The following is a 23781-nucleotide window of genomic DNA, read 5'->3' as shown; positions in this document are numbered from 1 at the left end:
CGGAAGCTTGAATTCGAGGGGTGCGCTCATGCCGCCGGCGCCACCTTTTGCATCGCGTTGATGACCCGGTCCATCGCGTCCCCGCCCTTGGGGTCGGTCAGGTTGGCCAGAAGCTTGAGCGTGAAGCGCATCAGCGTCGGGTGCGGGAGGCCGTGCGAGGTCAGGAACTTCATCACGCGCGGGTCGCCGATCGCCTGCACGAACACGCGGGCGAGGGTGAAGTAGCCGCCGTGCTCGTCCTTCAGGATGCGCGGGTACTCGTACAGGGTCCGCTCGCGCTGCGCCGGGGTGCGGCGGGCGAGCGCCTGCACCATGATGTCGGCGGCCAGCCGGCCGGACTCCAGCGCGTAGTCGATGCCCTCGCCGTTGAACGGGTTGATCATGCCGCCGGCGTCGCCGACGAGCAGCATGCCGCGGGTGTAGTGCGGCTGCCGGTTGAAGCCCATCGGCAGCGCCGCGCCGCGGATCTTCGAGGTGGCGTGCTCCTCGTCGAACTGCCAGTCCTCCGGCATCTGCGCGCACCAGCGCTTCAGCATGCCGCGGTAGTCGACGTTCTGGAACGCCTTGCTGGTGTTGAGGAGGCCGAGCCCGACGTTGGACGTCCCGTCCCCGACGCCGAACACCCAGCCGTAGCCGGGCAGGAGGCGCTCGCCGTCCCACAGTTCGAGCCACGCCTCCATGAACTCGTCGTCGTGGCGCGGCGTCTGGAAGTAGCGGCGGACCGCGACGCCCATCGGACGGTCCTCGCGCCGCCGCAGCCCCATCGCCAGGGACAGCCGGGTCGAGTTGCCGTCGGCGGCGACGACGAGCGGCGCGCGGAACTCGACCTCCTCGCCGTCGAGGACGGCGGTGACGCCGATGATGCGGTCGGTGCGCTCGTCCACGATGGGGCCGGTCACGTTGCAGCCCTGCAGGAGCCGCGCGCCGGCCTTGGCGGCGTGCTCGGCGAGGAGCTGGTCGAGGTCCGTCCGCTTGCGGACGAGCCCGAAGTCGGGGAAGGACGCGAGCTCCGGCCAGGGCAGCTCGACCTTGACGCCGCCGCCGTAGATCCGCAGGCCCTTGTTGCGCCCCCAGCCGGGGTCGTTGATGTCGACGCCCATGCCGATGAGCGCCCGGACGGCGCGCGGGGTGAGCCCGTCGCCGCAGATCTTGTCCCGCGGGAAGGTCGCCTTCTCCAGCAGGAACACGGTCAGGCCGGCCTGCGCGAGCCAGTAGGCGGTCGACGATCCTGCGGGGCCTGCCCCGACGACGATCACGTCCGCGTGTCGGGTGGAGTCGGTCACGGCGTTCCTCTTCAGCTCGTTCGCTTGTGAAGCACTTCACAAGGATCCGATGGGGAGTCTATTCCTTTATCACGGCTGGTGGGTACTTCTGGGTCGGTCTGGTGTTGGACCGGTCCGAGTCCCGTCAGCCGGGGTTGACCGCGCGGTGCAGCGCGGCGACCCCGAACGTGAGATCACGCCAGCGCACACCGTCCCACCCCGCGTCCTGGATGAGCCGCGCCAGCGCCGCCTGGTCGGGCCAGGCGAGCGTCGACTCGGCGAGGTAGCGGTAGGAGTCGGGATTGGAGCTGACCCGCGCGAGCAGCGGCAGACCGAACCGCAGGTGCGTCCGGTGGCCGAGCGCGAGCAGCGCGTTCGGCGGATGGCTCACCTCGCAGACCAGCAGCCGCCCGCCCGGTTTGGCGACCCTGCGCAGCTCGCGCAGCGCCCGCCCGGTGTCGGCGACGTTGCGCAGCCCGAACGAGATCGTGACCGCGTCGAAGGAGGCGTCCGCGAACGGCAGCCGCAGCGCGTCGCCCGCCACGAACCTCAGCCCCCGCACGCCCGCCTGACGCCGCACACCGACGCGGAGCATGCCGAGGGAGAAGTCGCACGCCACCGTCTCGGCGCCCGCCGCCGCGAACGGCACCGAGGACGTCCCCGTCCCGGCCGCGAGATCGAGGATCCGCTCGCCCGGTCTCGCCTCCAGCGCCCGCACGACCTCCCGCCGCCACCGCCGGTCCTGCCCGCCCGTCATCAGCGTGTTCAGCAGGTCGTAGCGCTCGGCGGTCCCGTCGAACATCGCCGCGACGGCGGCGGGCTGCTTATCCAAAGAGGCGCGGGTCATGCCCCCACCCTAGAAGGGCCGGGGACCCGCCGTGCGCACCGCCCGGCGCACCGGGGGCGCGGCTACTCCGCGCCGGGGCGCACCCCGTCCTCTTTGGTGCGGGATTTCTCGAATCTGCTGCGCTGGGTCCGGACGCCGCGGGTGACGGCGGCGGACATCCGGTCTCGCTGCCCGGACAGCAGAACGTAGCTGACGATGCCGCTGACGAGCAGAGCCATCAGCAGGAGCAGGAAGCCGCGGGCGCCGAAGAGCGCGAGCACGCCGGCGGTCGCCGCGAAGATCGCGAGCCGCGCGAGGCTGTAGAGGATGACGGAACGCATGACCCTTCGAGGTTAACCCCGGTTCCGCGCGGTCGGTCTCCGGGGTCTGCCCCGGCGGGTCACTTGAGGACGTCGAGGAGGAGCGCCGGCTCGACGTTCCCGCCGGAGAGGATGGAGACGTAGGTGCGCCCCGCCGGAAGCTCGGCGCGGTGGTAGAGGTAGGCGGCGGTGGCGACGGCGCCGGCCGGTTCGGCGATCAGGCGGGCCTCGCGGGCCAGGCGGCGCATCGTCAGGCGGATCTCGTCCTCGGTCACGGTGACGACGCTGTGCACATGGGCGCGCATGTGCGCGAACGGCAGGTCGCCGACCCGCTGGACGCGCAGGGCGTCGGCGAGGGTGCGGCCGGTCTTCTCCGCGGTCCAGGAGACCGGGTGCCCGGCGGCCATCGAGTCGCGGGCGTCGGCGGCGAGTTCCGGTTCGACGCCGACGATCCTGGCCTCCGGGCGCAGCGCCCTGACGGCGGCGGAGACGCCGGCGATGAGGCCGCCGCCACTGATCGGGACGAGCACGACGTCGACGTCCGGACGGTCCTGGACGATCTCCAGCCCGGCGGTGCCCTGCCCGGCGATGACCCGCGCGTCGTCGTAGGGCGGGATCATGGTGAGGCCGTGCGCGGCGGCGAGCTTCTCGGCGGTCTCGGCGCGGGCCTGCGCGGTCGGCTCGACGTAGACGACCTCGGCGCCGAGCGCGATGCACCGCTCGACCTTCACGCCGGGGGTCGTGTGCGGCATGACCAGCACGGCCTTGATCCCGAGGGCGCGGGCCGCGTAGGCGACGGCCTGCGCGTGGTTGCCGCTGGAGTGCGTGACCACGCCGGCGGCGCGCTCGTCCGGGGCGAGGGACGCTATGGCCGCGTAGGCGCCGCGCACCTTGAACGCGCCGATCGGCTGCAGCGACTCGGCCTTCACCAGCAGTGCCGGCTCCTGTCCCGGGACGGGGGCCGGGTCGCGGGGGAACGGGACGAGCGGGGTCCGGACGGCGACGCCCGCGATGCGCTCGGCGGCCCGCTCGATCTCCGGCAGCGATACGAGATCCGACATGGTCGCGAGACTACTTAAGGCCCGCCGCGCGACGTGCGCGCGGGCGCGGTTTCGGGCGTGACTTGGCAGGTCAACCGGGGTCAGCGTGAACACTGCGCCGGGAGGGCCGAACACTGAGCGCGATCGGTCCTGCTCGGGAAACTACGGTCAGTGATCTTTTCCGAAAACAAGGGAGAAATCGGTCTTGACCCGCCACACTGTTAAACAGTCCACCCGCGCCGAGAGCGGGACAAAGGGGGAGAGAAAACGTGGAGAGCACGAGCGAGCGCCTGCTGACCCCGGGGGAGGTCGCCGCCCTCTTCCGGGTCGACCCGAAGACGGTCACCCGGTGGGCCGCCGCGGGCCGGATCAGCAGCATCCGCACTCCGGGAGGCCACCGGCGCTTCCGCGAGTCCGAGGTGCACGCGCTGCTGCGCGGCGAGGAGCCCGTCGCCGAGCATTCGGCCCGCTGACGGGGCTCTGGCCGCCCGGACCGCCGCGCCACGGATCGGTCCTCCAGCCGGGCGGCCGGGGCATCGCACGACCCGCGCGCCCGCGGCGCACCCCCGCCCGCCGCGCACCCCGCCCGCCGCGCACCCCGCCCGACACGACGTCTCCGCGCACTCAGTCCCCCGCGTCCCCCTTCCACTCCTCGAACCGGCGCAGCAGGTCGGCGTCCTCGTCCCGCCAGCGGCGCCGCCGCTCCGCCAGTTCCTCCTCCGTGAGCGACTCGCCGAGGAGCCTGTCGTAGTCCGGGTCGCCCGGTCCGATCTCGACGTAGGCGTCGGCGATGATCCGTCCCTCGCGCGCCTCCGGCGCGGCCCCGGACCCGTCCGCGTCGGCGACGACGCTGTGCGGAACCCGGAGCGTGCCGTCGGGGAGCCGGATCACGTGCATCGTCGGTCTCCCTCGCCGTCCTGCGTAGCGCGGCCTGTCATCACGGTGTCCTAAATCCCGTACCTGCGGTTGAAGAAGAGCATGACCTCAAGGGCCGTCCTGATGTTGCCGGCGAGCATATCCACGAGCGCGGGCCGCTGCCGGGAGGAGATCGCGGCGAACGCGTCGGCGAAGAACTCGCGGCGGCCGAGCGCGTCCGGCTGCCGGTGGAACGCGCTCGCGAGGTGCGGCAGGCACTCCTCGTACAGCTTCCGGAAGGCGGGGCTGTCGGACGTCCACTCCCCGTCGTCGCCGTCGATGTCGTCGAGGGCGTGCCCGACCTCGTGCAGCATCACGTCCGGGGTCGGGGACGGCCGGTCGCCGACGACGATCTTGCGGTCGCCGTACGCGCCCGCGCAGATGTCCCAGGTCGCCCGGCCGGACGGCAGCGGGCGGTCGCGCAGATGCCCCATGTCGTCGAGCTGCGGGACTCCGCCCGGACCCACGTAGATGCCGTCGAGCCCGGCCGCGAGCTTCTCCTTCAGCGGTTCGGGCAGCGCGGCCAGGCTCTCCACCGCGCCGATCACCTCGGCCGGCGGCGGCCCGTCCCGGACGTCCCACTGCCGGTGCAGGACGCCCTCCAGCACGCCGCAGTCGCGGCGGCCGTCGGCGACCTGCGGCATGCCCGGCGGGTACGGCTCGACGCGGGGCCCCTCGTCCTCCAGCTCGAAGTCGCTCCAGGAGTAGTCGCCGGCGCGCGGCCGGCCGAGCCCGCGCCGGGCGAGCCGGCCGGTCAGCCCGCGCGGTCCGCCCGCCGTGTCCATGCCGTCCTGGCCGTCCACCGCGAAGTCGTCGTCGCGGCCCGCCTTGCGGAACCGGCCGAACCGGTCGCGCGGCTGGTTGCTGCGCGCCCGCACCTGCCCCGAGTCGGGCGGGGACGGGGCGTAGGCGACGCCGTCCCCGGCCGTGTCGGCGCGCAGCCGGCCGCCGCGCAGCGCCTCCCGGGCGCGCGGCTCCCGGGGTTTGCGGTGGACGCCTTTGAAGCGCATCGGGCTCCTCTGTCCGCGGGACCGCGGGGTATCCGGCGGCGCGCGCCGCCGGACCGGGTCCCCCGGAGGCAGGGTAAGCCGGAACCCGACACTCCGTCATCCCCGAGAGTCACGCGCCGGGCGGGCGCGGGCGCGCTCAGGCGTAGGAGTGCAGGCCGGAGAAGATGTAGTTGACGCCGAAGAAGTTGAACATCAGCGCGGCGAACGCGATCAGCGACAGGACCGCGGCCTTGCGGCCCTTCCAGCCGGCGGTGGCGCGGGCGTGCAGGTAGGCGGCGTAGATGACCCAGGTGATGAAGGACCAGACCTCCTTCGGGTCCCAGCCCCAGTAGCGGCCCCACGCCTGGTCGGCCCAGATCGCGCCCATGATGATCGCGGCCGTCCAGATCGGGAACGCGAACATCGTGACGCGCATCGAGAGGCGGTCCAGGGCCTCGGTCGACGGCAGCCGGGACAGGACGCCGCCCTCCGCGGCGCCGCCGCGCGACTCCGCGCGGTCCTTCACCAGGTACAGGACCGTGGCGGCGCCCGCGACGGTGAACGCGCCGGTCGCGATGATCGCGGCGGTCACGTGGATGGCGATCCAGTAGGAGTTCAGCGCCGGGCTGACCGGGCCCACCGAGTCGTACAGCCAGATGTTGGCGACGCCGAGGGCGATGGCGGCGGCGACCATGACGAACGCGCCGAGGAACCGCGCCTTGTACCGGAACATCACGACGAGGTACGCGGTGACGGCGGCGAAGGCGATGGCGGTGAGGAACTCGTACATGTTCCCCCACGGCCACCGGTTCGCGGCCAGCCCGCGGGTCACCAGGACGCCGAGGTGCGCGCCCCAGCCCAGCACGTTCAGCACGACGGCGAGGTTGGCCCAGTCGACCTGGGGACGCTCGGAGTCGCCGCCGTCCGCCGCCGCCTCCGCCGCCGTGGTGGTGGTGGTGGCCGCGGTGGACGCGTCGTCCGTCGCGGTCCCGGCGCCGCCGGCACCGACGAGGACCTTCGCCTCCGCCCTCTCCGCCACGACGGCGGCGCGGCGGCGGCCGAAGCCGAGGTCGGCGGCGTAGGCCACCATCGCGACTATGTACAACACGACGGTGGTCAGCATGAGCTTGTCGCTCAGGTTCGCCAGGTCGGCAGTGCTCACCTCGTCACTCCTTCGGTTCGGGGGCCGGCCCGGGGTCCTGATCGGTGCCCGGGTCGCTCGCGGCCGGCTCGGGGTCGGGCTCGGGGTCAGGCTCCTGGCCGGGCTCCAGGGCGGGCCCGTCCTCCGGACCGCGCAGCGCGGTCACGATGTCGTCGAACTCCGAGGTCGGGTTCCCCAGCGTGAGACCGCCGACCTCCACAACCGTACGCCCGCCCTCTCCGGCGCTCGCACGGACCCACACCCTGCGCCGCCGGACCATGAACGAGGTCGCCACGCCGAGCACCGCGAGGATCGCCGCGATCAGGGCGGGGATGCGTCCGGGGTCGTGGTTGACCGACAGGCTCGTCCACTCCTTGAGCCCGTCGAACGTGATCGAGCCGGCGTTTCCGGGCAGCTTGAACGTCTCCCCCGGCTCCAGCAGCTTCTGGCCGTCCTTGACGGGCTGGAGCTTCTCGCCGATGCCCTCCAGCTTGTAGACCGACTGCGGGGAGCCGTCGTCCAGCCCGATGTCGCCCTTGAACGCGGTGATGGTGATGACCGGGCGGATCGGGGCGGGGAACGCCGAGATGATCTGCTTGCCGTCCTGGCTGGCGGTCGCGGTCGGCCACAGGATCGCGTAGAAGGCGAGCTGGTCCGGCTGCGCGTCGGGGACCTTGATGACGCCCTCGGACGTCAGGTTGCGCGGCTCCATCTCCAGGAACGGCACCGTGTCCTGGAAGGCGACGTCGCCCTTGGCGTCCCGGACGGTGAACACCGGCGCGTACCCGTGGCCGAGCAGGTACACCTTCGCGCCGCCGACCTTCAGCGGATGGTTGATCTTCAGGTCGTACGGCTTCTCCCCGCCGTACGGGCTCTCCCGGTAGTGGATCTTCGCGGTGAAGTCGGTGGCCTGGCCGCGCTTGGCGCCCTCGGTCTCGTACTGCGCCCGGAAGTCGTCCAGCTTGACGGTGAAGGGGGACAGCTCGCCGCCCCTGAACGCGCGTCCCGGCTGGAACTGGTCGTACAGGCTCAGCGAGTTCGCGAACGTCTTGCCCTCCGTCAGCAGGACGTTCCCCCGGTAGCCGAACAGGTTGCCGAGGCCGAGCGCGAACAGCAGCGCGAGCAGCGCCAGGTGGAACAGCAGGTTGCCGCTCTCCCCCAGGTAGCCCTTCTCGGCGGACGCGGCGCCGCCGGACACGTCCACCCGGAACCGGCGCCCGCGCAGCACCCCGCGGGCCTCGGCGAGGACGTCCTCGGGGGAGGCGTCCGTCTCGTACGTCGCGGACTGCGGCAGCCGGGACAGGTTGCGCGGCGCCGCCGGCGGGCGGGCCCGCATCGACCTGTAGTGCTTGACCGCGCGCGGCAGGACGCAGCCCGCCAGCGACACGAACAGCAGGATGTAGATCGCCGCGAACCAGGGCGCGGCGAACACGTCGAACATGGAGAGCTTGTCGAGCCACGGGCCGAGTGTCTTGTGCTCGTCCAGGTAGGCCGCGACCTTCTCCGGCGCCTGGCCCCGCTGCGGCAGGACCGACCCGGGCACCGCGCCCAGCGCGACCAGGAACAGCAGGATCAGCGCCGTGCGCATCGTGGTGAGCTGCCGCCAGGCCCAGCGCAGCCAGCCGAACGGGCCGAGGCCCTTCGGGCGCGGCACCTCCTCGGGAGCCTGCCGCGCGGCGGGCGCCTCGGTGCCCGATTCCGTTGTCTCAGTCATCTCAAATCACCGGTTCGAAGCCGCTGATCCACGACTTCAGCTCGATGGTCAGGTTCCCCCACAGCCCGCTCACCAGCAGCACCCCGATGAGGACGAGCATCCCCCCGCCGATCCGCATGACCAGGGGGTAGTGGCGTTTCACGGCGCCGAACGCGCCGAGCGCCCTGCGGTAGGCGATCGCGGTGGCCACGAACGGCAGCCCGAGGCCGGCGCAGTACGCCACCGACAGCAGCGCGCCCCGTCCGGCGCTGGCCTCGGTGACGGCGAGGGACTGCACGGCGCCGAGCGTCGGCCCGATGCAGGGCGTCCAGCCGAGCCCGAACAGGACGCCGAGGAGCGGCGCGCCGGTGAGCCCCGCCGCCGGCAGGCGGCCCGACTTCATCGTCCGCTGCAGGCCGGGGACGAGGCCCATGAACGCGAGGCCGAACACGATCGTGACGACGCCGAGGACGCGGGTGATCGTGTCCTGGTACTCCAGCAGCCACCGCCCGAGGCCGCCGAAGAGCACGCCGTAGCTGACGAACACGACGCTGAAGCCCGCGACGAACAGCAGCGCGCCGGTGACGAGCCGCCCGCGCCGCTGCTCGGCGAGATCGACGCCGCTCATCCCCGTCACGTACGACAGGTAGCCGGGGACGAGCGGCAGGACGCACGGCGAGGCGAACGAGACGAGCCCGGCGAGGGCGGCGAGCGGAGCCGCCGCGACCAGCGACCCGCTGACGACCGTCTCGTCGACCGTGCTCATGGCCTCGTTCCGCTCGGCGGCGGGCAGGCGCCTGTTCGCGACGTCACTGCTCTGCGACGACCTTGGCGACCAGGGGACTCAGCTTGGAGTACGTCGTCGCGCCGATGACGCGGGCGGCGACGCGGCCCTGCCGGTCGAGGACGAGCGTGCTCGGGATCGCGCTCGGCGGGACCTCGCGGAAGGCCAGCGTGACCTGGCCGTCCGCGTCGAACAGGCTCGGGTAGGTGACCTTGAACTTGCGCTCGAACGCCTGCGCGTTGGGCTTGGAGTCCTTGAAGTTGACGCCGACGAAGTCGACGCCCTTGGCCTTGTTCTCGGTGTGGACCTGCTCCAGCGACGGCGCCTCGCCGCGGCACGGGGCGCACCACGACGCCCAGAAGTTGACGACGACGACCTTGCCCTTGAGCTCGGACAGCTTGAACGCCGTGCCGTCGAGACGTTCCCCGGTGACGTCCTGCACGCTCTTGCGGCCGGAGGGCTTGTACTCCGTGACGTTGCCGTCGCCGGAGATGAACCGGTTGTCGCCGCCGTCAGGCCCGCTCCCGGCGGCGTTCGTCCCGGCGCAGCCCGCCAGCAGGCCGCACAGCGCGACGGCCGACGCGGCGACGCGGAACGGGGAGATTCGGGGGCTCAACGGACCCTCCTACTACTACAAGACGTAGTACACAACTTAGCGGTGCGGTCACGCACCGGCGACACTGGGTCCCTTCGCGATCCCGGCGGCGGGCTCGCAGTAGGCGACCTCCACCAGCCGGCTGCCCTCGAACGTCAGGCTCGTCAGGCTGGCCAGCCCGCACTCGCGCCGGCTCGGGTGATGCCACAGTCTGCGGTGCTCGGCGTGCAGCCGCAGGATCCAGATCGGCAGCTGGTGGCTCACGCACACGGCCTCGTGGCCCCGCGCCGCCTCCCGCGCCCGGATCACCACGGCCCGCATCCGCGCGGCGAGCTCCCGGTACGGCTCGCCCCAGGACGGCTTCAACGGGTTGACCAGATGGCGCCAGTGCTCGGGGCGGCGCAGCGAGCCGGCCCCGGCCCCGAACGTCAGCCCCTCGAAGTGGTTGTCGGCCTCGATCAGACGATCGTCCACGGTCACCGGAAGGTCGAACGCGTCCGCGAGCGGCGCGGCCGTCTCCAGGGCCCGCTGCATCGGCGACGAGAAGAGGGCGGCCACGTCCCGCTCGCCGAACCATTTGGCGGCGGCCTTCGCCATGAGGACGCCGTCCTCGCTCAGGCGGTAGCCGGGCAGCCGCCCGTACAGGATGCCCTCGGGATTGTGCACCTCACCGTGCCGCAGCAGGTGAACGATCGTCGTCTCACTCATCGCGGTCAGATTACCCGCGCCGCCGTCCTGTCCCGCCCTCCGGCCCTGATGGCAAGGGCGTGCCTCAGATGCGGGTGGCGTCGACGAACCCGGCGATGCGCTCGGCGGCCCGGTCGAGGTCGGCCTTGGCGGGCTTGACGTCCCCCAGCCGCTGGATGAACCAGTAGGTGAGCGCCGACTTGCAGATGTCGGCGTTCGCCGCCGGGGCGATGCAGGTGATCGGCCAGGCCACTCCCTGCGGCGTCAGGACGGCCACTTCCGCCTTCACGGCGGGCGACGGCGGGAGATCGTCGGTGCCCGGCCCGCGGGTGAGCACGGCCTCGACGCCGGGGACGCCCGTCTCCAGCGGCTCCCAGGTGCCCAGGATGGACGTGCACTCGTTGCCCTGCGCGCGTTCGCGCCGCGCCTGCGCGGAGTCCGGGAAGTACTCGCAGAGTTGGCTCCGGATGCCGCCGATCGAGCCCTGCCAGTTCTGCGAGACCTGCGCCGTCCCGAAGTCGCCGACCGTGCTGGAGCCGGCGTTCGCGCCGACCGATCCCTCGCACTGAGCCCCTGCGGGCCCGATCAGGAGCCCCTGGCCCGAGCGGTACACGGTGGCGTTCTTCGGCAGCTTGACCTGGGCGGGCAGCGTGACCTTCGCGGGGCCCTCCGACGGTGTGATCACCGCGCCCGGCACCTGCGTGACGCACGGCCGCACGTCCGCGACGGTCGCCGCGACCCGGGCCGTCGCGGTCGGCCTGGGCGCCGGGTCCTGCTTCGTGACCTGCTGGACGGCGATGGCGCCCGCGCCGACGACCGCGGCCGCCCCGACGGCGGCGGCGGTCATCCCGGCGCCCGTGCCGAGGAACGCCTTGATCGCCGAGGCTCCGGCGACCTTCCCCGCGGCGGACGCCGTACCGGCCGCGGAGACCCCGGCCCCCGCCCCGGCCCCGGCCCCGGCGGCGGTCGCCGCGCCCGCCGCGCCGGGCATCAGCCAGGCGGCGAGCGGGAACAGCGCGGCGAGCGCGACGGCGCCCGCCGACAGGGCGTGGACGCCCCGCGACTCCCAGTCCGGGCCGTAGGTCTCCCGCGCGGTGCGCTCCAGGTCGTCCACGAAGACGGCGGCGCCCCCGGGGCGGTCCTGCGGCTCCTTGGCCATGCCCCGCCGGACCAGCGGGCGCAGCGCCTCCGGGACCGCATCGACCGGGATCTCTCCGGTGAGATGGGCCCGCATCAGGTCGGCGCGGCCGCCCGTGTAGGGCCGCCGCCCCGTCACGCACTCCACGAACACGCAGGTCGCCGCGTACACGTCGGACGCGGGCGTGGCGACGTGCCGGCTCCACTGCTCGGGCGCCATGTAGTACGGGGTGCCCGCGCCGCCCGCCTCCTGACCGGCGGGGGTCGCGATGCCGAAGTCGACGAGGCGGCTCCGCCCGTCCGCGGGGACGACCACGTTCGCGGGCTTGTAGTCGCGGTGGACGACGCCGACCGCGTGCGCGGCGGCGAGCCCCAGCAGCGACCCCTTGAGGACGGACAGCGACGCCTCCGGGCCGAGCGCGCCGTGCCGCTCCAGCAGCTCCTTCAGGGAGACGCCGTCGATGGCCTCCATGACGACGGCGGCGGTCTCCGGCCCCTCGACGAGCCGGAAGAGGCGCGCCACGTGCGGGCTCCCGGCCCGGCCGAGCATCAGGGCCTCGTGGCGGAGCCGCTCGCGGTCCGCCTCGCCCGCCCGGGCGGCCAGGTACTTGATCGCGACCGGGGTCCCGGACGCGTCGTGCCGGGCGAGCACGACCCGTCCCTGGGCGCCCGCGCCGAGTTCGCGCACTTCGGTGTACCCCTCGACCCGCCATGCACTGTCCACGTGCCCCTCCGCCCCGCCCGCCCCATGATCGCGAAGAACCTACCGAATAGGTGCTGTTCGCGGCGAGCCGTCCGGAACCAGGTCAACCAGGGACGGACACGACCTCCGGGAGGTTCGCCGGGACGGCGGTGCGCAGCGCGGTGACGGCGGCGCGGATCGCCGGGCGCCGCGCGGCCTCCTCCCGCCACACCGCGTACACGCGGCGCGACAGCGGCTCGGACAGCGGCACGATCACGACGCCGGGCGGGACGTCGCAGCGGCCGAGGCGCGGCAGGATCGCGTTGCCGAGCCCGGCGGCGACCAGGGACAGCTGGGTGGCCAGCTCGTAGGCCATGTGGTCGATGTTGGGTTCGATGTCGACGGCGCGGAGCGTGCGCAGCAGCCAGTCGCAGCAGATGCTGTCCGGCGAGGAGCTGATCCACGGGTCGCCGGCCAGTTCCTTGAGGTCGATCGTGTCGCGCCCGGCGAGCGGATGGTCGGCCGGCAGCGCCGCGTCCGCGACGTCGTCGCAGATGATGCCCTTGTGCAGGCCCTCGCGCAGGGGCAGCGGCTCGTTGTTCCAGTCCTGGACGACGGCCATGTCGATGTCGCCGCGCGAGACGAGCGGCATGCTGCGGAGCGGGTCCTCCTCGCGGAGCAGGACGCGCAGGTCGGGGTGGTCGGCGCGGAGCGCGCGCAGCGCCGCGGGCATGAGCCCGCGGACGGCGGTGGGGAACGCGGCGAGGGTGAGCTGGCCGACGACGGAGCCGCGGTGCGCCTCGAGGTCGGCCTGCGCCTGCTCGACGAGGGACAGGATCCGCTCGGCGTGCGCGACGAGCAGTTCGGCGGCGTCGGTGAGCCGGACGCCGCGGCCGTTGCGTTCGAGGAGCTTCTGCCCGGTCTCCCGCTCCAGCTTCGCGAGCTGCTGGGAGACCGCCGAGGTGGTCACGTGCAGGACGTCGGCGGCGGCGCTGACCGAGCCGTAGGTCGCGACCGAGTGGAGGGCGCGCAGCCGTTCCAGATCAAGCATGAAGCAATACTAAAACGAGGTTTCAAGTAATTGTCGCTTGTCCTAAAGGAAAGCCGGCGGAGACGATCGCGGAGTGAGAACCCGCCATGTCCTGCTGGCCACCGTGATGGCGTCTGCGACGGCGGCTCTCCGGTGGGCGCGGCGGAGCCCGGCGCTCCAGCCCGACGGCCCGGCGGTGCGCGCTCGGTTGCGCGCACCGCGTCCCGCGTCGGTCGCCGCCGCCATGCGGGCTTTCCGGACCCTCTAGGACGAGGCTCGGGCAGCCGCGCGGGCGGCGTGCGGGAGGGCGTCCAGGACGCGACCCAGCGCCTCCTCGTCATGCGCCGACGACAGGAACCACACCTCGTACGCCGACGGCGGCAGGTACACCCCGCGCTCCAGGGCGGCGTGGAAGAACGCGGCGTACGCCCTGGAGTCCTGGCGCTGGGCGGCGGCGAAGTCGCCCACCGCCCGATCGCTGAAGAAGATCGAGAACAGGTTCCCGGCGCTCTGCGCCGAGTGCGGGACGCCCTCGCGCTCCAGCGCCTCCGACGCGGCCTTCGACACGATCTCCGCCGACCGGTCGATCGCCGCGTACACCTCGCCGGTGGCGTTGCGCAGCGTGGCCAGCCCGGCGGCGGTCGCGAGCGGGTTCCCCGACAGCGTGCCCGCCTGGTAGACGGGACCGGCCGGAGCGAGGTGGTCCATGATGTCGGCGCGCCCGCCGAACGCGGCGGCGGGCAGCCCGCCGCCCATCACCTTCCCGAACGTCATCAGGTCGCCCGCCACACCCTCGATCCCGAACCAGCCGGACCGGGACGCGCGGAACCCGGTGAGGACCTCGTCGACGACGAGCAGCGCCCCGTACCGCTCGCACAGCCGCTTCAGCAGCGCGTTGAACCCGGCCAGCGGCGGCACCACGCCCATGTTGCACGGGACGGCCTCGGTGATGACGCACGCGATGTCGGTGCCGTGCTCGTCGAACGCCGACTCCACGGCGGTGACGTCGTTGTACGGGAGGATCAGCGTGTCCGCGGTGGTCGCGCCGGTCACGCCCGGCGTGTCGGGCAGCCCGAACGTCGCGACGCCCGACCCGGCCGCGGCCAGCAGCGAGTCGACGTGCCCGTGGTAGCAGCCCGCGAACTTCACGATCTTGGTGCGTCCGGTGAACCCGCGGGCCAGCCGGATCGCCGACATCGTCGCCTCGGTGCCGGAGTTGACCAGCCGGACCTTGCCCACCGGCGTCCGCGACACGATCTCCTCGGCGAGCTCCACCTCGCCCTGCGTCGGCGCGCCGTAGGAGGTGCCGCGGCCGGCGGCGTCCCGCACCGCCTCGACCACGGCCGGGTGCGCGTGCCCGAGGATCATCGGACCCCACGAGCACACCAGGTCGACGTAGGTGTTCCCGTCGGCGTCCGTCAGGTACGGGCCGCGCGCGGACGCCATGAAGCGGGGCGTCCCGCCGACGGCGCCGAAGGCCCGCACGGGCGAGTTGACGCCGCCGGGGACCACCCCGGCGGCGCGGTCGAACAACTGCCGAGAACGCTCGAAATCAGTCACGGTTGCAGTCTCTCAGTTGCAGTTCGGCGACTTGCCTTGACCTCATGGCGTACGGGCCGATATTCCACCAAGTACGACATCGGAGGGATGGCTTTCAACGTGGTTGACGGCTGGACGGTCCCGGGCTTCACCCACGAGCGGGAGCTCGGCGGCGGAGCCGCGGGCCGGGTGGTGCTGGCGGTCGACGACCCGACCGGCACGAAGGTCGCGATCAAATACCTCGACGGCGCGCTCGCGGCCGACGAGGCGTTTGTGACGCGGTTCCGAACGGCGGCGCGTCCCCTGTCCCAGCTCGAGGACCCCAACGTGGTCGACTTCTACGACTTCGTGGAGTCCGCGGACGGCGCCGCGATCGTGATGCAGTGGGTCGAGGGCGTCAGCCTGCGCCGGGTGCTGGCCGTGCAGGGGTCGAGCGGCCCGCTCGCGGCCCTGTCGATGCTGGGCGGCATCCTCCTCGGCCTCGCCGCGGCGCACCAGCACGGCGTCGTGCACGGCGCGCTGCGCCCGGCGAACGTCCTCGTGGACGCCGAGGGCAACGCCCAGGTCACCGACTTCGCGACCGCGCCCGCGGGCACCGAGGCGCGGTTCGGCCCGCAGTACGCGGCGCCCGAACTGTGGGACGGCGAGCCCGCCACCGTCGCCACCGACCTGTACGCCGCCACCGCGATCTTCTACGAGTGCCTCACCGGACGCCCCCCGTACGCGGGCCGGAACCTCGCGCGGCTGCACCGCGAGGCGCCGATCCCCGCCGACGAGGTGCCGGGGCCGCTGCGCGAACTCGTCCACCAGGGCCTCGCGAAGGAGCCGGAGAAGCGCCCGAAGTCCGCCGCCGACTTCCTCGGCGCGCTGGAGGACGCGGCCGTCTCCGCCTACGGGCCGTCCTGGGAGGCGCAGGGCCGCGGCCGGCTCACCGAACTCGCCGCGCAGGCGGCGCTGCAGCCCGAGCCGCCGAAGCCGAAGCCGTCCCGCGCCAGCGGCCGCAACCCGGTCGTCGCGGGCCAGCAGCCCGGCGGCGGGTCCCGGACGCGCTGGATCGTCGCCGCCGTGGCCGTCCTGCTCCTCGCCGGGGGCGGCGCGGGCGCGATGACGCTGCTGAAGAAGGACGACAAGAAGTCGCCGCCCATCCCGACCACGGCGCAGAGCAGCACCCCGCAGCCGGCGCTGCCCGAAGGCGGCGTCGACCCGGCGCCGCTCATCGCCCGGATCGACCAGGCCGTCGCCGCCGCGCCCGGCGCCGCGTTCAGCTACCAGCAGACCGGCTGCTGCGGGTTCCCCGTCAACAGCCGCGGCACGTTCGGGTTGCAGGGCGGGCAGGCGTCCTTCTCGATGACGCTCGCCGGGACGGGCACGGCCCGCAAGCCGGTGCGCGCCGTCCTCGTCCAGAACCGGCTGTACGTCCTCGTGGGCAAGAAGTGGAAGTCGTCCGCGCTCGGCGGGCGCGGCTACCCGGCGGCGGCCGACCAGGTCCGCCAGGGCGGCTCCGTCACGAACCTGACCACGCTGCTGCGGTCGGCGACGAAGCTCACGGAGTCGGGCGGGATCTACGAGGGCGAGGCCCCGGCTGCGAAGCTGGCGCAGGCGCCCGGCCTCGGCCCCATGTACGCGCGGATGGCCCAGGCGACCGGCGCCCAGCAGATCGTCTTCGCGATCAAGTTCGACGCGGGGCACCGTCCCGTCAAGTTCTGGGTCCGGGCCGGGGCGGAGAAGGGCCGCAACCAGATCCAGCGCGGCTCCTACTCCCAATGGGGCGCGAAGCCCGCCGTCAAGGCCCCGCACTAGCCCGCGCGGGCGGTGCGGCGGCCGGGCCGGCGGGGGCGGGCTCAGGCGTCCTCGCAGGCATCCGCGAGGACCTCGAGGAGGCGCAGCGGGTCGGGGAGCGTGTCCCGGACGGGGGGCCTCAGCCAGCCGACCTCACGCCCGGCCGGCAGGACGGACGGCGGCGCGACCACGTAGCTGTCGCGGCAGTGCCAGCGCATCCCGGGCGTCTCGGCGACGTCCTCCGGCAGGGTGTCGAGATGGCACGACCACCACTCGTCCTCGTCCATGGGCGCGCCGCGGGTCGCGACGAAGAACAGGTGCCGCTCGCCCCCGAACGAGGCGACCGGACCGACGGGAACGTCCTCCCGCTCGATCCGGTCGAGGGCGATGGCTCCGGCGGCCGCCGGGACGTCGAACACGTCGAAGACCCGGCCCGTCGGCAGGATGATGTTGGCGGCCGGGCGTTTCACCCACCAGGCTTCGATCACCTCGGGGTCGACGCTGGCCTGGTGCGCCCAGGCCGCCGACACCGGGTGCGCGCCCGGGTCGGGACAGCCGATCCGGTCGCACGAACACGCCCTGTCACCGCCGGCATGCGCCCCCGGAAAGGACGGCCAGCCGAGATCGGCGTACTCGCGCGCCGCCGCGGCCATCCGGTTCCGTCCCGACTTCTGCCGCCTGTGCCCCGTGACCGCCAGCATCTCGCCCCCCCAATAGCCCAAGGTCGCGCGTGGGTTCCTTGGTTACCGATGATGCCCGCCGGGGTCATGCCGTGGCACGGCAACCCCCGGAAAACGATCCCAAAGGACTATGCGCGCCGCAGGAGACGGGCGGCCTCGGTGGCCCAGTAGGTGAGGGCGATGTCGGCGCCGGCGCGGCGTATGGACAGCAGCGACTCCATGATGGTGCGCTCGCGGTCGATCCAGCCCTTCTCCGCGGCGGCCTCGATCATCGCGTACTCGCCGCTCACCTGGTAGGCGGCGACGGGCACGTCCACGGCGTCGCGGACGCGGCGGACGATGTCGAGGTAGGCGCCGGCGGGCTTCACCATGACCATGTCGGCGCCCTCGTCGAGGTCGAGGAGGACCTCGCGGAGCGACTCGCCGGCGTTCGCCGGGTCCTGCTGGTGGGACGCGCGGTCGCCGAACTGCGGCGCGCACTCGGCGGCGTCGCGGAACGGGCCGTAGTACGCGGAGGCGTACTTCACCGAGTAGGCGAGGATCGCGACGTCGGAGTGGCCGGCCCCGTCGAGGGCCGCGCGGATCGCGCCGACCTGGCCGTCCATCATGCCGGACGGGCCGAGCACCGCCGCGCCCGCCTCCGCCTGCGCGAGGGCTATGGAGGCGTAGCGCTCCAGCGTGGCGTCGTTGTCGATCTCGCCCGCGCCGGTGAGGACTCCGCAGTGACCGTGGTCGGTGTACTCGTCCAGGCACAGGTCTGTCATGATCACGGTCGAGTCGCCGAGGTCGGAGGCGAGGTCGCGCAGCGTGCGCTGGACGATGCCGTCCGGGTCGTCGGCGGCCGACCCGGTGCCGTCCTTCACCGCCGGGATCCCGAACAGGATGATGCCGCCGACGCCGGCCTCGGCCGCCTCGTGCGCCGCCTTGCGCAGGCTGTCTCGGGTGTGCTGGAACACGCCCGGCATGGACGCGACCGGCTGCGGGTCGGCGATGCCCTCCTTGACGAACATCGGCAGGACGAGATCCGCCGGCGCGAGGCGCGTCTCGGCGACCATCCGGCGCAGCGCGGACGTGCGGCGCAGCCGCCGCGGCCTGGCGACCGGGAACTGTGCGGACATGGTTTCCCTCTGGGTTGGTTGCAGGCGCGTGGGGCTACTTCCGGCGCCGGGCCCCCCGACGCATCTGGCTGGGCTTGCGGAGCGGGTCTCCCGCCTCGATCTGGGCCGCCCGGCGGTTCGCACCGTACTCCGCGAGCGCCTCGGCTAGGGCCGATACGGACGGTTTGTCCGCCATGACGTCGACGCGCAGCCCGTACTCCTGCGCGGTCTTGGCGGTCTGCGGCCCGATCACCGCGATCACCGTCACGTTGTGCGGCTTGCCGGCGATCCCGATCAGGTTCTTCACCGTGGACGAGGAGGTGAACAGCACGGCGTCGAACCCGCCGCCCTTGATCGCCTCGCGGATCGGCGCGGGCGGCGGCGCGGCCCGGACCGTCCGGTAGGCGGTCACGTCCTCGCACTCCCAGCCCAGCTCGGTCAGCTTGGCGATGAGCACGTCGGTGGCGATGTCGGCGCGCGGCAGCAGCACCCGGTTGATCGGGTCGAGGTCCTCGTCGTAGGGCGGCCACTCGGCGGCGAGGCCCTCCCCGGACTGCTCCCCGGACGGGACGAGGTCGGGCTGCACGCCGAACTCGACCAGCGCGGCGGAGGTCTGCTCGCCGACGGCGGCGACCTTCAGCCCGGCGAACGCGCGGGCGTCGAGGCCGTAGTCGACGAACTTCTCCCGGACGGCCCGGACCGCGTTGGTCGAGGTGAACACCACCCACTCGTAGCGTCCGGTGACGAGGCCCTTGACGGCCCGGTCCATCTGCTGGGGGGTCCGCGGCGGCTCGACGGAGATCGTCGGCACCTCGTCCGGGACGGCCCCGTACCCGCGCAGCTGGTCCGACAGCGACGCGGCCTGCTCCTTCGTGCGGGGCACCAGCACCCGCCAGCCGAACAACGGCTTCGTCTCGAACCAGGACAGCCTGTCGCGCCAGCGCACCACGTCCCCGACGATGATCAGGGCGGGCGACTCCATGCCCTTGGTGTCGGACGTGAGCTTGCTCAGCGTCGAGACGACGGTCTCCTGCTCGGTGGTGGTGCCGAGGCTGGTCATCGCGGCGGGGGTGGAGTCGGCGCGCCCGGCCGCGATCAGGCCCTTGGCGACCTCGGCGACCGCGCCCTCCGCGCCGGCGATGACGAGGGTGGCGCCCGGGCCGGCGAACGCCTCCCAGTCGACGCCGCCGCCCGAGGCGTCCACGAACCGGAACTCGCGGTGCTCGGCGTCGGTGAGCGGGATGCCCGCGTAGCCCGGCACGCCGGTCACGGCGGACACGCCCGGGACGACCTCGAACGGCACGCCCGCCTTGTGCAGCGCGGCGCCCTCGGCGGCGAGGCTGCAGGCGACGCCCGGGTCGCCGGCGAACATGCGGACGACGCGGCGGCCGGCCTTGGCGGCGCGGACGGCGAGCTTGACCGGGTCGCCCTCGGCGGTGTCGAGGATCTCCGCGTCCGCGCGGCAGTGCCCGAGGATCTCGGCGGGGCAGTGCGCGCGGCTCACGATGACGGTGTCGGCGCGCTCCAGCTCCGCGGCGGCGCGCAGCGTCAGCAGCCCCGGGTCGCCCGGGCCCATGCCGACGATCGCGACCGTCCCGGGGTCGGCCGTCCGGCGGGCCGCCGCCGGTTCGGCGGCGGCGGGCGCCGTGTTCTTGGCGCCCTTGGCGCCGGTCCTGCCCGGGGCAGGTGTGCTCTCGGCGACCGTGCTCTCGGCGACCGCGCCGTCAGCGGTCTTGCCGGCGGCGGCGGTGCTCTTCGCGGCGGGGCTCAATCGCGCTCCCCCATCAACTGGTCGGCCCCCTGCGCGAGCAGCCGGGCCGCGAGGTCGCGTCCGAGCTGCTCGGCGGCATCCGGGTGGCCGCTTGCGGACAGCCTGATCTGCCGGCTCCCGTCGTACGCCGCGACGGTCGCCGTCAGATGCAGCTTTTCATCTACTTCGGCAGCGTATGTCCCCACGGGAGCGGAACAGCCCCCCTCGAGCACGTTCAGCACCGTCCGCTCGGCGGTGACGGCACGCCTGGTCGGGGCGTCGTCGATCGCCGCGAGCAGCTCGCGCAGATCGGCACGGTCGGAACGGCATTCGAGGGCGAGCGACCCCTGCCCGGGCGCGGGCAGCATCTGGTCGGGGTCGAAGACCTCGCCGACGTCCGCCAGCCGGCCGATCCGCTTGAGGCCGGCGTGCGCCAGCACCACGGCGTCCAGCTCGCCATCGGCGACCTTGCGGAGCCGGGTGTCGGCGTTGCCGCGGATCGGAACGATCTCCAGGTCCGGACGGAGCGCGCGCAGCTGCGCGACCCGGCGCGGCGAGCCGGTGCCCACCCGGGCGCCGCGCGGCAGGTCGGCGAGCTTGCCCGGCCCGCACAGCGCGTCCCGCGGGTCGTCGCGCGGCGGCGTCGCGGCCAGCGCGATCCCCGGCGCCTGCGACGTCGGCAGGTCCTTCAGCGAGTGCACGGCGAAGTCCACCTCGCCGGAGAGGATCTTGTCGCGGAGCGCGTTCACGAACACCCCCGTCCCGCCGATCTGGGCGAGCAGGGCCTTGGAGACATCACCCTGCGTGGTTACCCCGACCAGCTCCACGGCATGCCCCGTCAGCTGCGTCAACGCGTCCGCGACGCCCTGCGACTGGGTCGTCGCCATCAGGCTTTTGCGGGTGCCGAGCCGCAGCGGGCCCCTGCCAGTACTCACGTCTCGTCTCCTTCGCGCCCCGGGACCGCGTCCCGGGCACTGACCGCCCGGACGCTCGCGGCCTGGGCGTTCACCGTCTCCACGTTCACACCGTCCGGCGGCGCCGCGCCGGCCTGCGCCGTCGTGGCCGATACGCCGCTCGCCGGGGCGGCTCCGCTCGCGGGCGCCGGGCTGACGCAGTCGGCCTCGGCGCAGTCGGGCGCGGTCCGCGCGACCGGCTCGTCCTCGCGCAGGTCGGCGCGAGCCACCGCCTCGGGGGCCTTCGGATCCAGGTCGAACAGCTCGCGCAGCGCGTCGGCGTAGGAGTCGCCGCCCGGCGCCGCCGCCAGCTCCTTCACCCGGACGGTCGGCGCGTGGAGCAGCTTGTCCACCACGCGGCGCACGGTCTGCTCGATCTCCCTGCGGTCCCGGTCGTCCATCTCGGGCACCCGGCCGGACAGCCGGGCCAGCTCCGCGTTCACCACCTCGGCGGCCTTGCTGCGCAGCGCGACGACGGTCGGCGCCACGGCGGCGGCGCGGGCCGCGCTGAGGAACGCCTCGACCTCCTCGCACACGATCCGCCGGACCGCCTCGACGGCCGCCGGGCCGACCGCATGCACGGCCTCCTGCGCGGTCCGCAGATCGTCCAGGCCGGCGAGCCCGACGCCCGGCAACTCCCGGACGGACCGGTCGATGTCGTGCGGAAGCGCGAGGTCGAGGAAGAACCGGCGCCGCCCGTCGTCGCCGACGCCGCGCGCCTCCAGCCGCTCGGCCGTCAGCACGAGGCCGGTGGCGCCGGTGCACGACACCACAAGGTCGGCGTCGGCGATCGCCGCGTCCAGGCCCGCGAACTCGACCGCGCGGGACGGGACGTCCAGCGACTCCGCGAGGCGGACGGCGCGCGCGTGCGTGCGGTTGGCGACCACGACCTCGCCCGCTCCCGCGCGGCTCAGCGTGGCCGCGGCCAGCGAGCTCATCGAACCGGCGCCGACCACCAGCGTCCGCAGGCCCTCCAGCGGCCCGAGATGCCGGGCGGCGACGTCCAGCCCGACGCTCACCAGCGACGCGCCGGCCTTGTCGATGCCGGTCTCGTGGTGCGCGCGCTTGCCCACCCGCAGCGACTGCTGCAGGACGTCGTGCAGGTCGCGGCCGAGGGTGCCCTCGTCCTTCGCGAGCCTGAACGCCTGCCGGATCTGGCCGAGGATCTGCCCCTCGCCGACGACCATCGACTCCAGCCCGCACGCCACCGCGAACGCGTGCTGGACGGCCCGCTCCTCGTAGTGGACGTACAGGTGCCGCGACAGGTCGTCCATCGGGACGCCGGAGTGCAGCGCCAGCAGCTCGGAGATCGCCGAGACGCCGCCGTGGAACTTGTCGACCACCGCGTAGATCTCGACCCGGTTGCACGTCGAGACGATCGCGGACTCGGCGATGTTCGCGGACTCGTGCACCGCGTGCAGCAGCTTGACCAGGTCGTCCCCGGCCACCGCCGCCCGCTCCAGCACCGCCACGGGCGCGCTGCGGTGACTCAGGCCCACCACCAGAATGCTCATGCCGCACCCTCGCTCGCGATCGTCCGACTCATGCCTGCCGCCCGCGGGGGGCGGCCCCCCGCCGGCCCCCGGTTCGCCGTCCTCATGCTTCCACCGTCTCTACGTACTGCGCCGCGCCGGGGGGCGCGTCGCCGGTGGCGAGCGGTTCGAGACCGTCCGGGCCGCCGGCCTTGCGCTGCTCGTGGAACGCGAGGATCTGCAGCTCGATGGACAGGTCGACCTTGCGCACGTCGACGCCGTCCGGCACCGACAGGACGACGGGAGCGAAGTTCAGGACGCTGGTCACGCCCGCGGCGACCACGCGATCGCACACCCCCTGGGCGGCGGCCGCGGGGGTCGCGATCACGGCGATGGACACGCCGTGGCCCGCGATGATCTCCTCCAGCCGGTCGATGTGCCGCACCGTCATGCCGGAGATCTCCTGGCCGACGATGGACTCGTCCGCGTCGAGCAGGCCCGCCACGCGGAAGCCGCGGGACGCGAAACCGCCGTAGCCGGCCAGCGCGCGGCCCAGGTTACCGACCCCGATGATGGCGACCACCCAGTCCTGGGTGAGGCCCAGCTCGCGGGAGATCTGGTAGACGAGGTACTCGACCTCGTAGCCCACCCCGCGCGTCCCGTAGGAGCCGAGGTGGGACAGGTCCTTGCGGAGTTTGGCCGAGTTCACGCCGGCCGCCGCCGCCAGCTCCTCGGACGAGACGGTCGCGACGCCGCGCTCCTGCAACCCGGTGAGGGCCCGCAGGTAGACCGGGAGCCGCGCCACGGTGGCTTCGGGGATGCCACGGCCGCCGCGGTCGCGGTGCCGGTTCTGTCGAGGTGTCACGGCCTGCTCTTCGGGCTCGACGCTGGGGACGGGGCGCTCGGTGAACCCCTCGCCCCGGCTCGCGCGGCTCGGTAGCGGCCTGACAACCGCGGCCTGACCGCCCCAGGGCTGGCCACCAGGGTAAGCCTTTGTGAACACGCGCACAAAGTCACCCTCCGGTCGGGTGGGCCGGACGGCACCGCGAAAAGGCCGTCCATCAAGGACTTACAGGTTACGGCCACGTTACCCGAATCTCGTTCGGATGTGACCGACCAGACACCCCGAAAGGGCGGATCGGCACGATCGAAGGCGGATCAGCGCAGTCCGGTGACGGCGGCGCGGAGGCGGCCCTCGTCGACGCGCCAGAAGTCGTGCTGGACGCCGTTGACCAGCGTGACCGGGATCTGCTCCCAGTACCGCTCGTGGTCGTCCTCCGACTGCGTGATGTCGCGCTCCTCCCACGCCACGCCGAGGTCGCGGGCGACGCGCTCGATCACCGCGCGGGCGTCGTCGCACAGGTGACAGCCGGGCTTGCCGAGCAACGTGATCACGATCTCGTCCGGCAT

General features: G+C 73.4%; 23 protein-coding genes. 2 read left to right on the top strand and 21 right to left on the bottom strand.

The features are described 5' to 3' along the window. Positions 1 to 26 precede the first annotated feature (26 nt). The 4 genes from SM418_RS24070 to SM418_RS24055 all read right to left on the bottom strand — a co-directional run bounded on the left by SM418_RS24070 (position 27) and on the right by SM418_RS24055 (position 3469). Positions 27 to 1283 carry a geranylgeranyl reductase family protein gene (locus SM418_RS24070; RefSeq protein ID WP_371943414.1) on the bottom strand — a complete coding sequence of 419 codons (1257 nt, stop codon included), beginning with the start codon at positions 1281 to 1283 and terminating at the stop codon, positions 27 to 29. Positions 1284 to 1407: 124 nt separating this feature from the next. Further along, entirely contained in the window at positions 1408 to 2109 is a 702-nt protein-coding gene (locus tag SM418_RS24065; protein ID WP_371943413.1) for a demethylmenaquinone methyltransferase, read from the bottom strand. Positions 2110 to 2171: 62 nt separating this feature from the next. Next, on the bottom strand, positions 2172 to 2429 hold the full coding sequence (locus SM418_RS24060; RefSeq protein ID WP_371943412.1) for a DUF4229 domain-containing protein: 258 nt from the start codon (positions 2427 to 2429) through the stop codon (positions 2172 to 2174). Positions 2430 to 2488: 59 nt separating this feature from the next. Then, complete coding sequence (locus tag SM418_RS24055; RefSeq protein WP_371943411.1) at positions 2489 to 3469, bottom strand: threonine ammonia-lyase; 981 nt, start codon at positions 3467 to 3469, stop codon at positions 2489 to 2491. Positions 3470 to 3717: 248 nt separating this feature from the next. Between SM418_RS24055 and SM418_RS24050 the strand changes: the two genes are divergently transcribed. After that, on the top strand, positions 3718 to 3921 hold the full coding sequence (locus tag SM418_RS24050; protein WP_021593176.1) for a BldC family transcriptional regulator: 204 nt from the start codon (positions 3718 to 3720) through the stop codon (positions 3919 to 3921). Between the two features lie 151 nt (positions 3922 to 4072). Here SM418_RS24050 and SM418_RS24045 read toward each other — a convergent pair whose 3' ends face one another. From SM418_RS24045 to hemL, 10 genes are all read right to left on the bottom strand, one after another. Beyond that, positions 4073 to 4345 (bottom strand): hypothetical protein, encoded by a 273-nt coding sequence (locus SM418_RS24045; RefSeq protein WP_371943409.1) that lies wholly within the window; start codon positions 4343 to 4345, stop codon positions 4073 to 4075. Positions 4346 to 4395: 50 nt separating this feature from the next. Further along, a complete protein-coding gene (locus tag SM418_RS24040) occupies positions 4396 to 5373 on the bottom strand; it encodes a hypothetical protein (RefSeq protein ID WP_371943408.1) in 978 nt (325 codons plus the stop codon). Positions 5374 to 5509: 136 nt separating this feature from the next. Then, the gene (gene ccsB, locus SM418_RS24035; RefSeq protein ID WP_371943407.1) at positions 5510 to 6514 is read right to left on the bottom strand and encodes a c-type cytochrome biogenesis protein CcsB; all 1005 of its coding nucleotides are present in this window, start codon (positions 6512 to 6514) and stop codon (positions 5510 to 5512) included. A 4-nt stretch (positions 6515 to 6518) separates the two neighbouring features. Further along, positions 6519 to 8207, bottom strand: coding sequence for a cytochrome c biogenesis protein ResB (gene resB, locus SM418_RS24030; protein ID WP_371943406.1), 1689 nt, complete (start codon positions 8205 to 8207; stop codon positions 6519 to 6521). Position 8208: 1 nt separating this feature from the next. Beyond that, on the bottom strand, positions 8209 to 8952 hold the full coding sequence (locus SM418_RS24025; protein ID WP_371943405.1) for a cytochrome c biogenesis CcdA family protein: 744 nt from the start codon (positions 8950 to 8952) through the stop codon (positions 8209 to 8211). Positions 8953 to 8995: 43 nt separating this feature from the next. Then, positions 8996 to 9586, bottom strand: a complete 591-nt coding sequence (locus tag SM418_RS24020; RefSeq protein ID WP_371943404.1) for a TlpA family protein disulfide reductase — start codon at positions 9584 to 9586, stop codon at positions 8996 to 8998. Positions 9587 to 9634: 48 nt separating this feature from the next. Beyond that, positions 9635 to 10273 carry a histidine phosphatase family protein gene (locus tag SM418_RS24015; protein ID WP_371943403.1) on the bottom strand — a complete coding sequence of 213 codons (639 nt, stop codon included), beginning with the start codon at positions 10271 to 10273 and terminating at the stop codon, positions 9635 to 9637. Between the two features lie 64 nt (positions 10274 to 10337). Beyond that, the gene (locus SM418_RS24010) at positions 10338 to 12113 is read right to left on the bottom strand and encodes a serine/threonine-protein kinase (RefSeq protein WP_371943402.1); all 1776 of its coding nucleotides are present in this window, start codon (positions 12111 to 12113) and stop codon (positions 10338 to 10340) included. Between the two features lie 82 nt (positions 12114 to 12195). Beyond that, entirely contained in the window at positions 12196 to 13122 is a 927-nt protein-coding gene (locus SM418_RS24005; protein WP_371943400.1) for a LysR family transcriptional regulator, read from the bottom strand. A gap of 243 nt (positions 13123 to 13365) precedes the next feature. Beyond that, entirely contained in the window at positions 13366 to 14661 is a 1296-nt protein-coding gene (hemL, locus tag SM418_RS24000; protein WP_371943399.1) for a glutamate-1-semialdehyde 2,1-aminomutase, read from the bottom strand. Positions 14662 to 14748: 87 nt separating this feature from the next. Here hemL and SM418_RS23995 point away from each other — a divergent pair, with 87 nt between their 5' ends. Beyond that, complete coding sequence (locus SM418_RS23995; RefSeq protein ID WP_371943398.1) at positions 14749 to 16440, top strand: serine/threonine-protein kinase; 1692 nt, start codon at positions 14749 to 14751, stop codon at positions 16438 to 16440. 41 nt (positions 16441 to 16481) lie between these two features. Here the strand turns inward: SM418_RS23995 and SM418_RS23990 are convergent, their stop codons facing one another. From SM418_RS23990 to SM418_RS23960, 7 genes are all read right to left on the bottom strand, one after another. Next, positions 16482 to 17120 carry a bifunctional DNA primase/polymerase gene (locus SM418_RS23990; protein ID WP_371943397.1) on the bottom strand — a complete coding sequence of 213 codons (639 nt, stop codon included), beginning with the start codon at positions 17118 to 17120 and terminating at the stop codon, positions 16482 to 16484. Positions 17121 to 17227: 107 nt separating this feature from the next. Then, the gene (gene hemB / locus SM418_RS23985) at positions 17228 to 18217 is read right to left on the bottom strand and encodes a porphobilinogen synthase (RefSeq protein WP_371943395.1); all 990 of its coding nucleotides are present in this window, start codon (positions 18215 to 18217) and stop codon (positions 17228 to 17230) included. Between the two features lie 34 nt (positions 18218 to 18251). Beyond that, the gene (locus SM418_RS23980; RefSeq protein WP_371943475.1) at positions 18252 to 19781 is read right to left on the bottom strand and encodes a bifunctional uroporphyrinogen-III C-methyltransferase/uroporphyrinogen-III synthase; all 1530 of its coding nucleotides are present in this window, start codon (positions 19779 to 19781) and stop codon (positions 18252 to 18254) included. A 182-nt stretch (positions 19782 to 19963) separates the two neighbouring features. Continuing rightward, on the bottom strand, positions 19964 to 20833 hold the full coding sequence (gene hemC, locus SM418_RS23975) for a hydroxymethylbilane synthase (protein WP_371943474.1): 870 nt from the start codon (positions 20831 to 20833) through the stop codon (positions 19964 to 19966). A 44-nt stretch (positions 20834 to 20877) separates the two neighbouring features. After that, positions 20878 to 22413 carry a glutamyl-tRNA reductase gene (locus tag SM418_RS23970; protein ID WP_371943394.1) on the bottom strand — a complete coding sequence of 512 codons (1536 nt, stop codon included), beginning with the start codon at positions 22411 to 22413 and terminating at the stop codon, positions 20878 to 20880. Between the two features lie 82 nt (positions 22414 to 22495). Further along, complete coding sequence (locus SM418_RS23965) at positions 22496 to 23236, bottom strand: redox-sensing transcriptional repressor Rex (protein WP_371943393.1); 741 nt, start codon at positions 23234 to 23236, stop codon at positions 22496 to 22498. Between the two features lie 293 nt (positions 23237 to 23529). Further along, positions 23530 to 23781, bottom strand: a complete 252-nt coding sequence (locus SM418_RS23960; protein WP_371943392.1) for a glutaredoxin family protein — start codon at positions 23779 to 23781, stop codon at positions 23530 to 23532.

The organism is Actinomadura chokoriensis, from assembly GCF_041463665.1.
Lineage (GTDB): Bacteria > Actinomycetota > Actinomycetes > Streptosporangiales > Streptosporangiaceae > Spirillospora > Spirillospora chokoriensis_A.
Note: the sequence above shows the minus strand (reverse complement) of the source record. Positions and strands in the feature narration are given on the sequence as shown.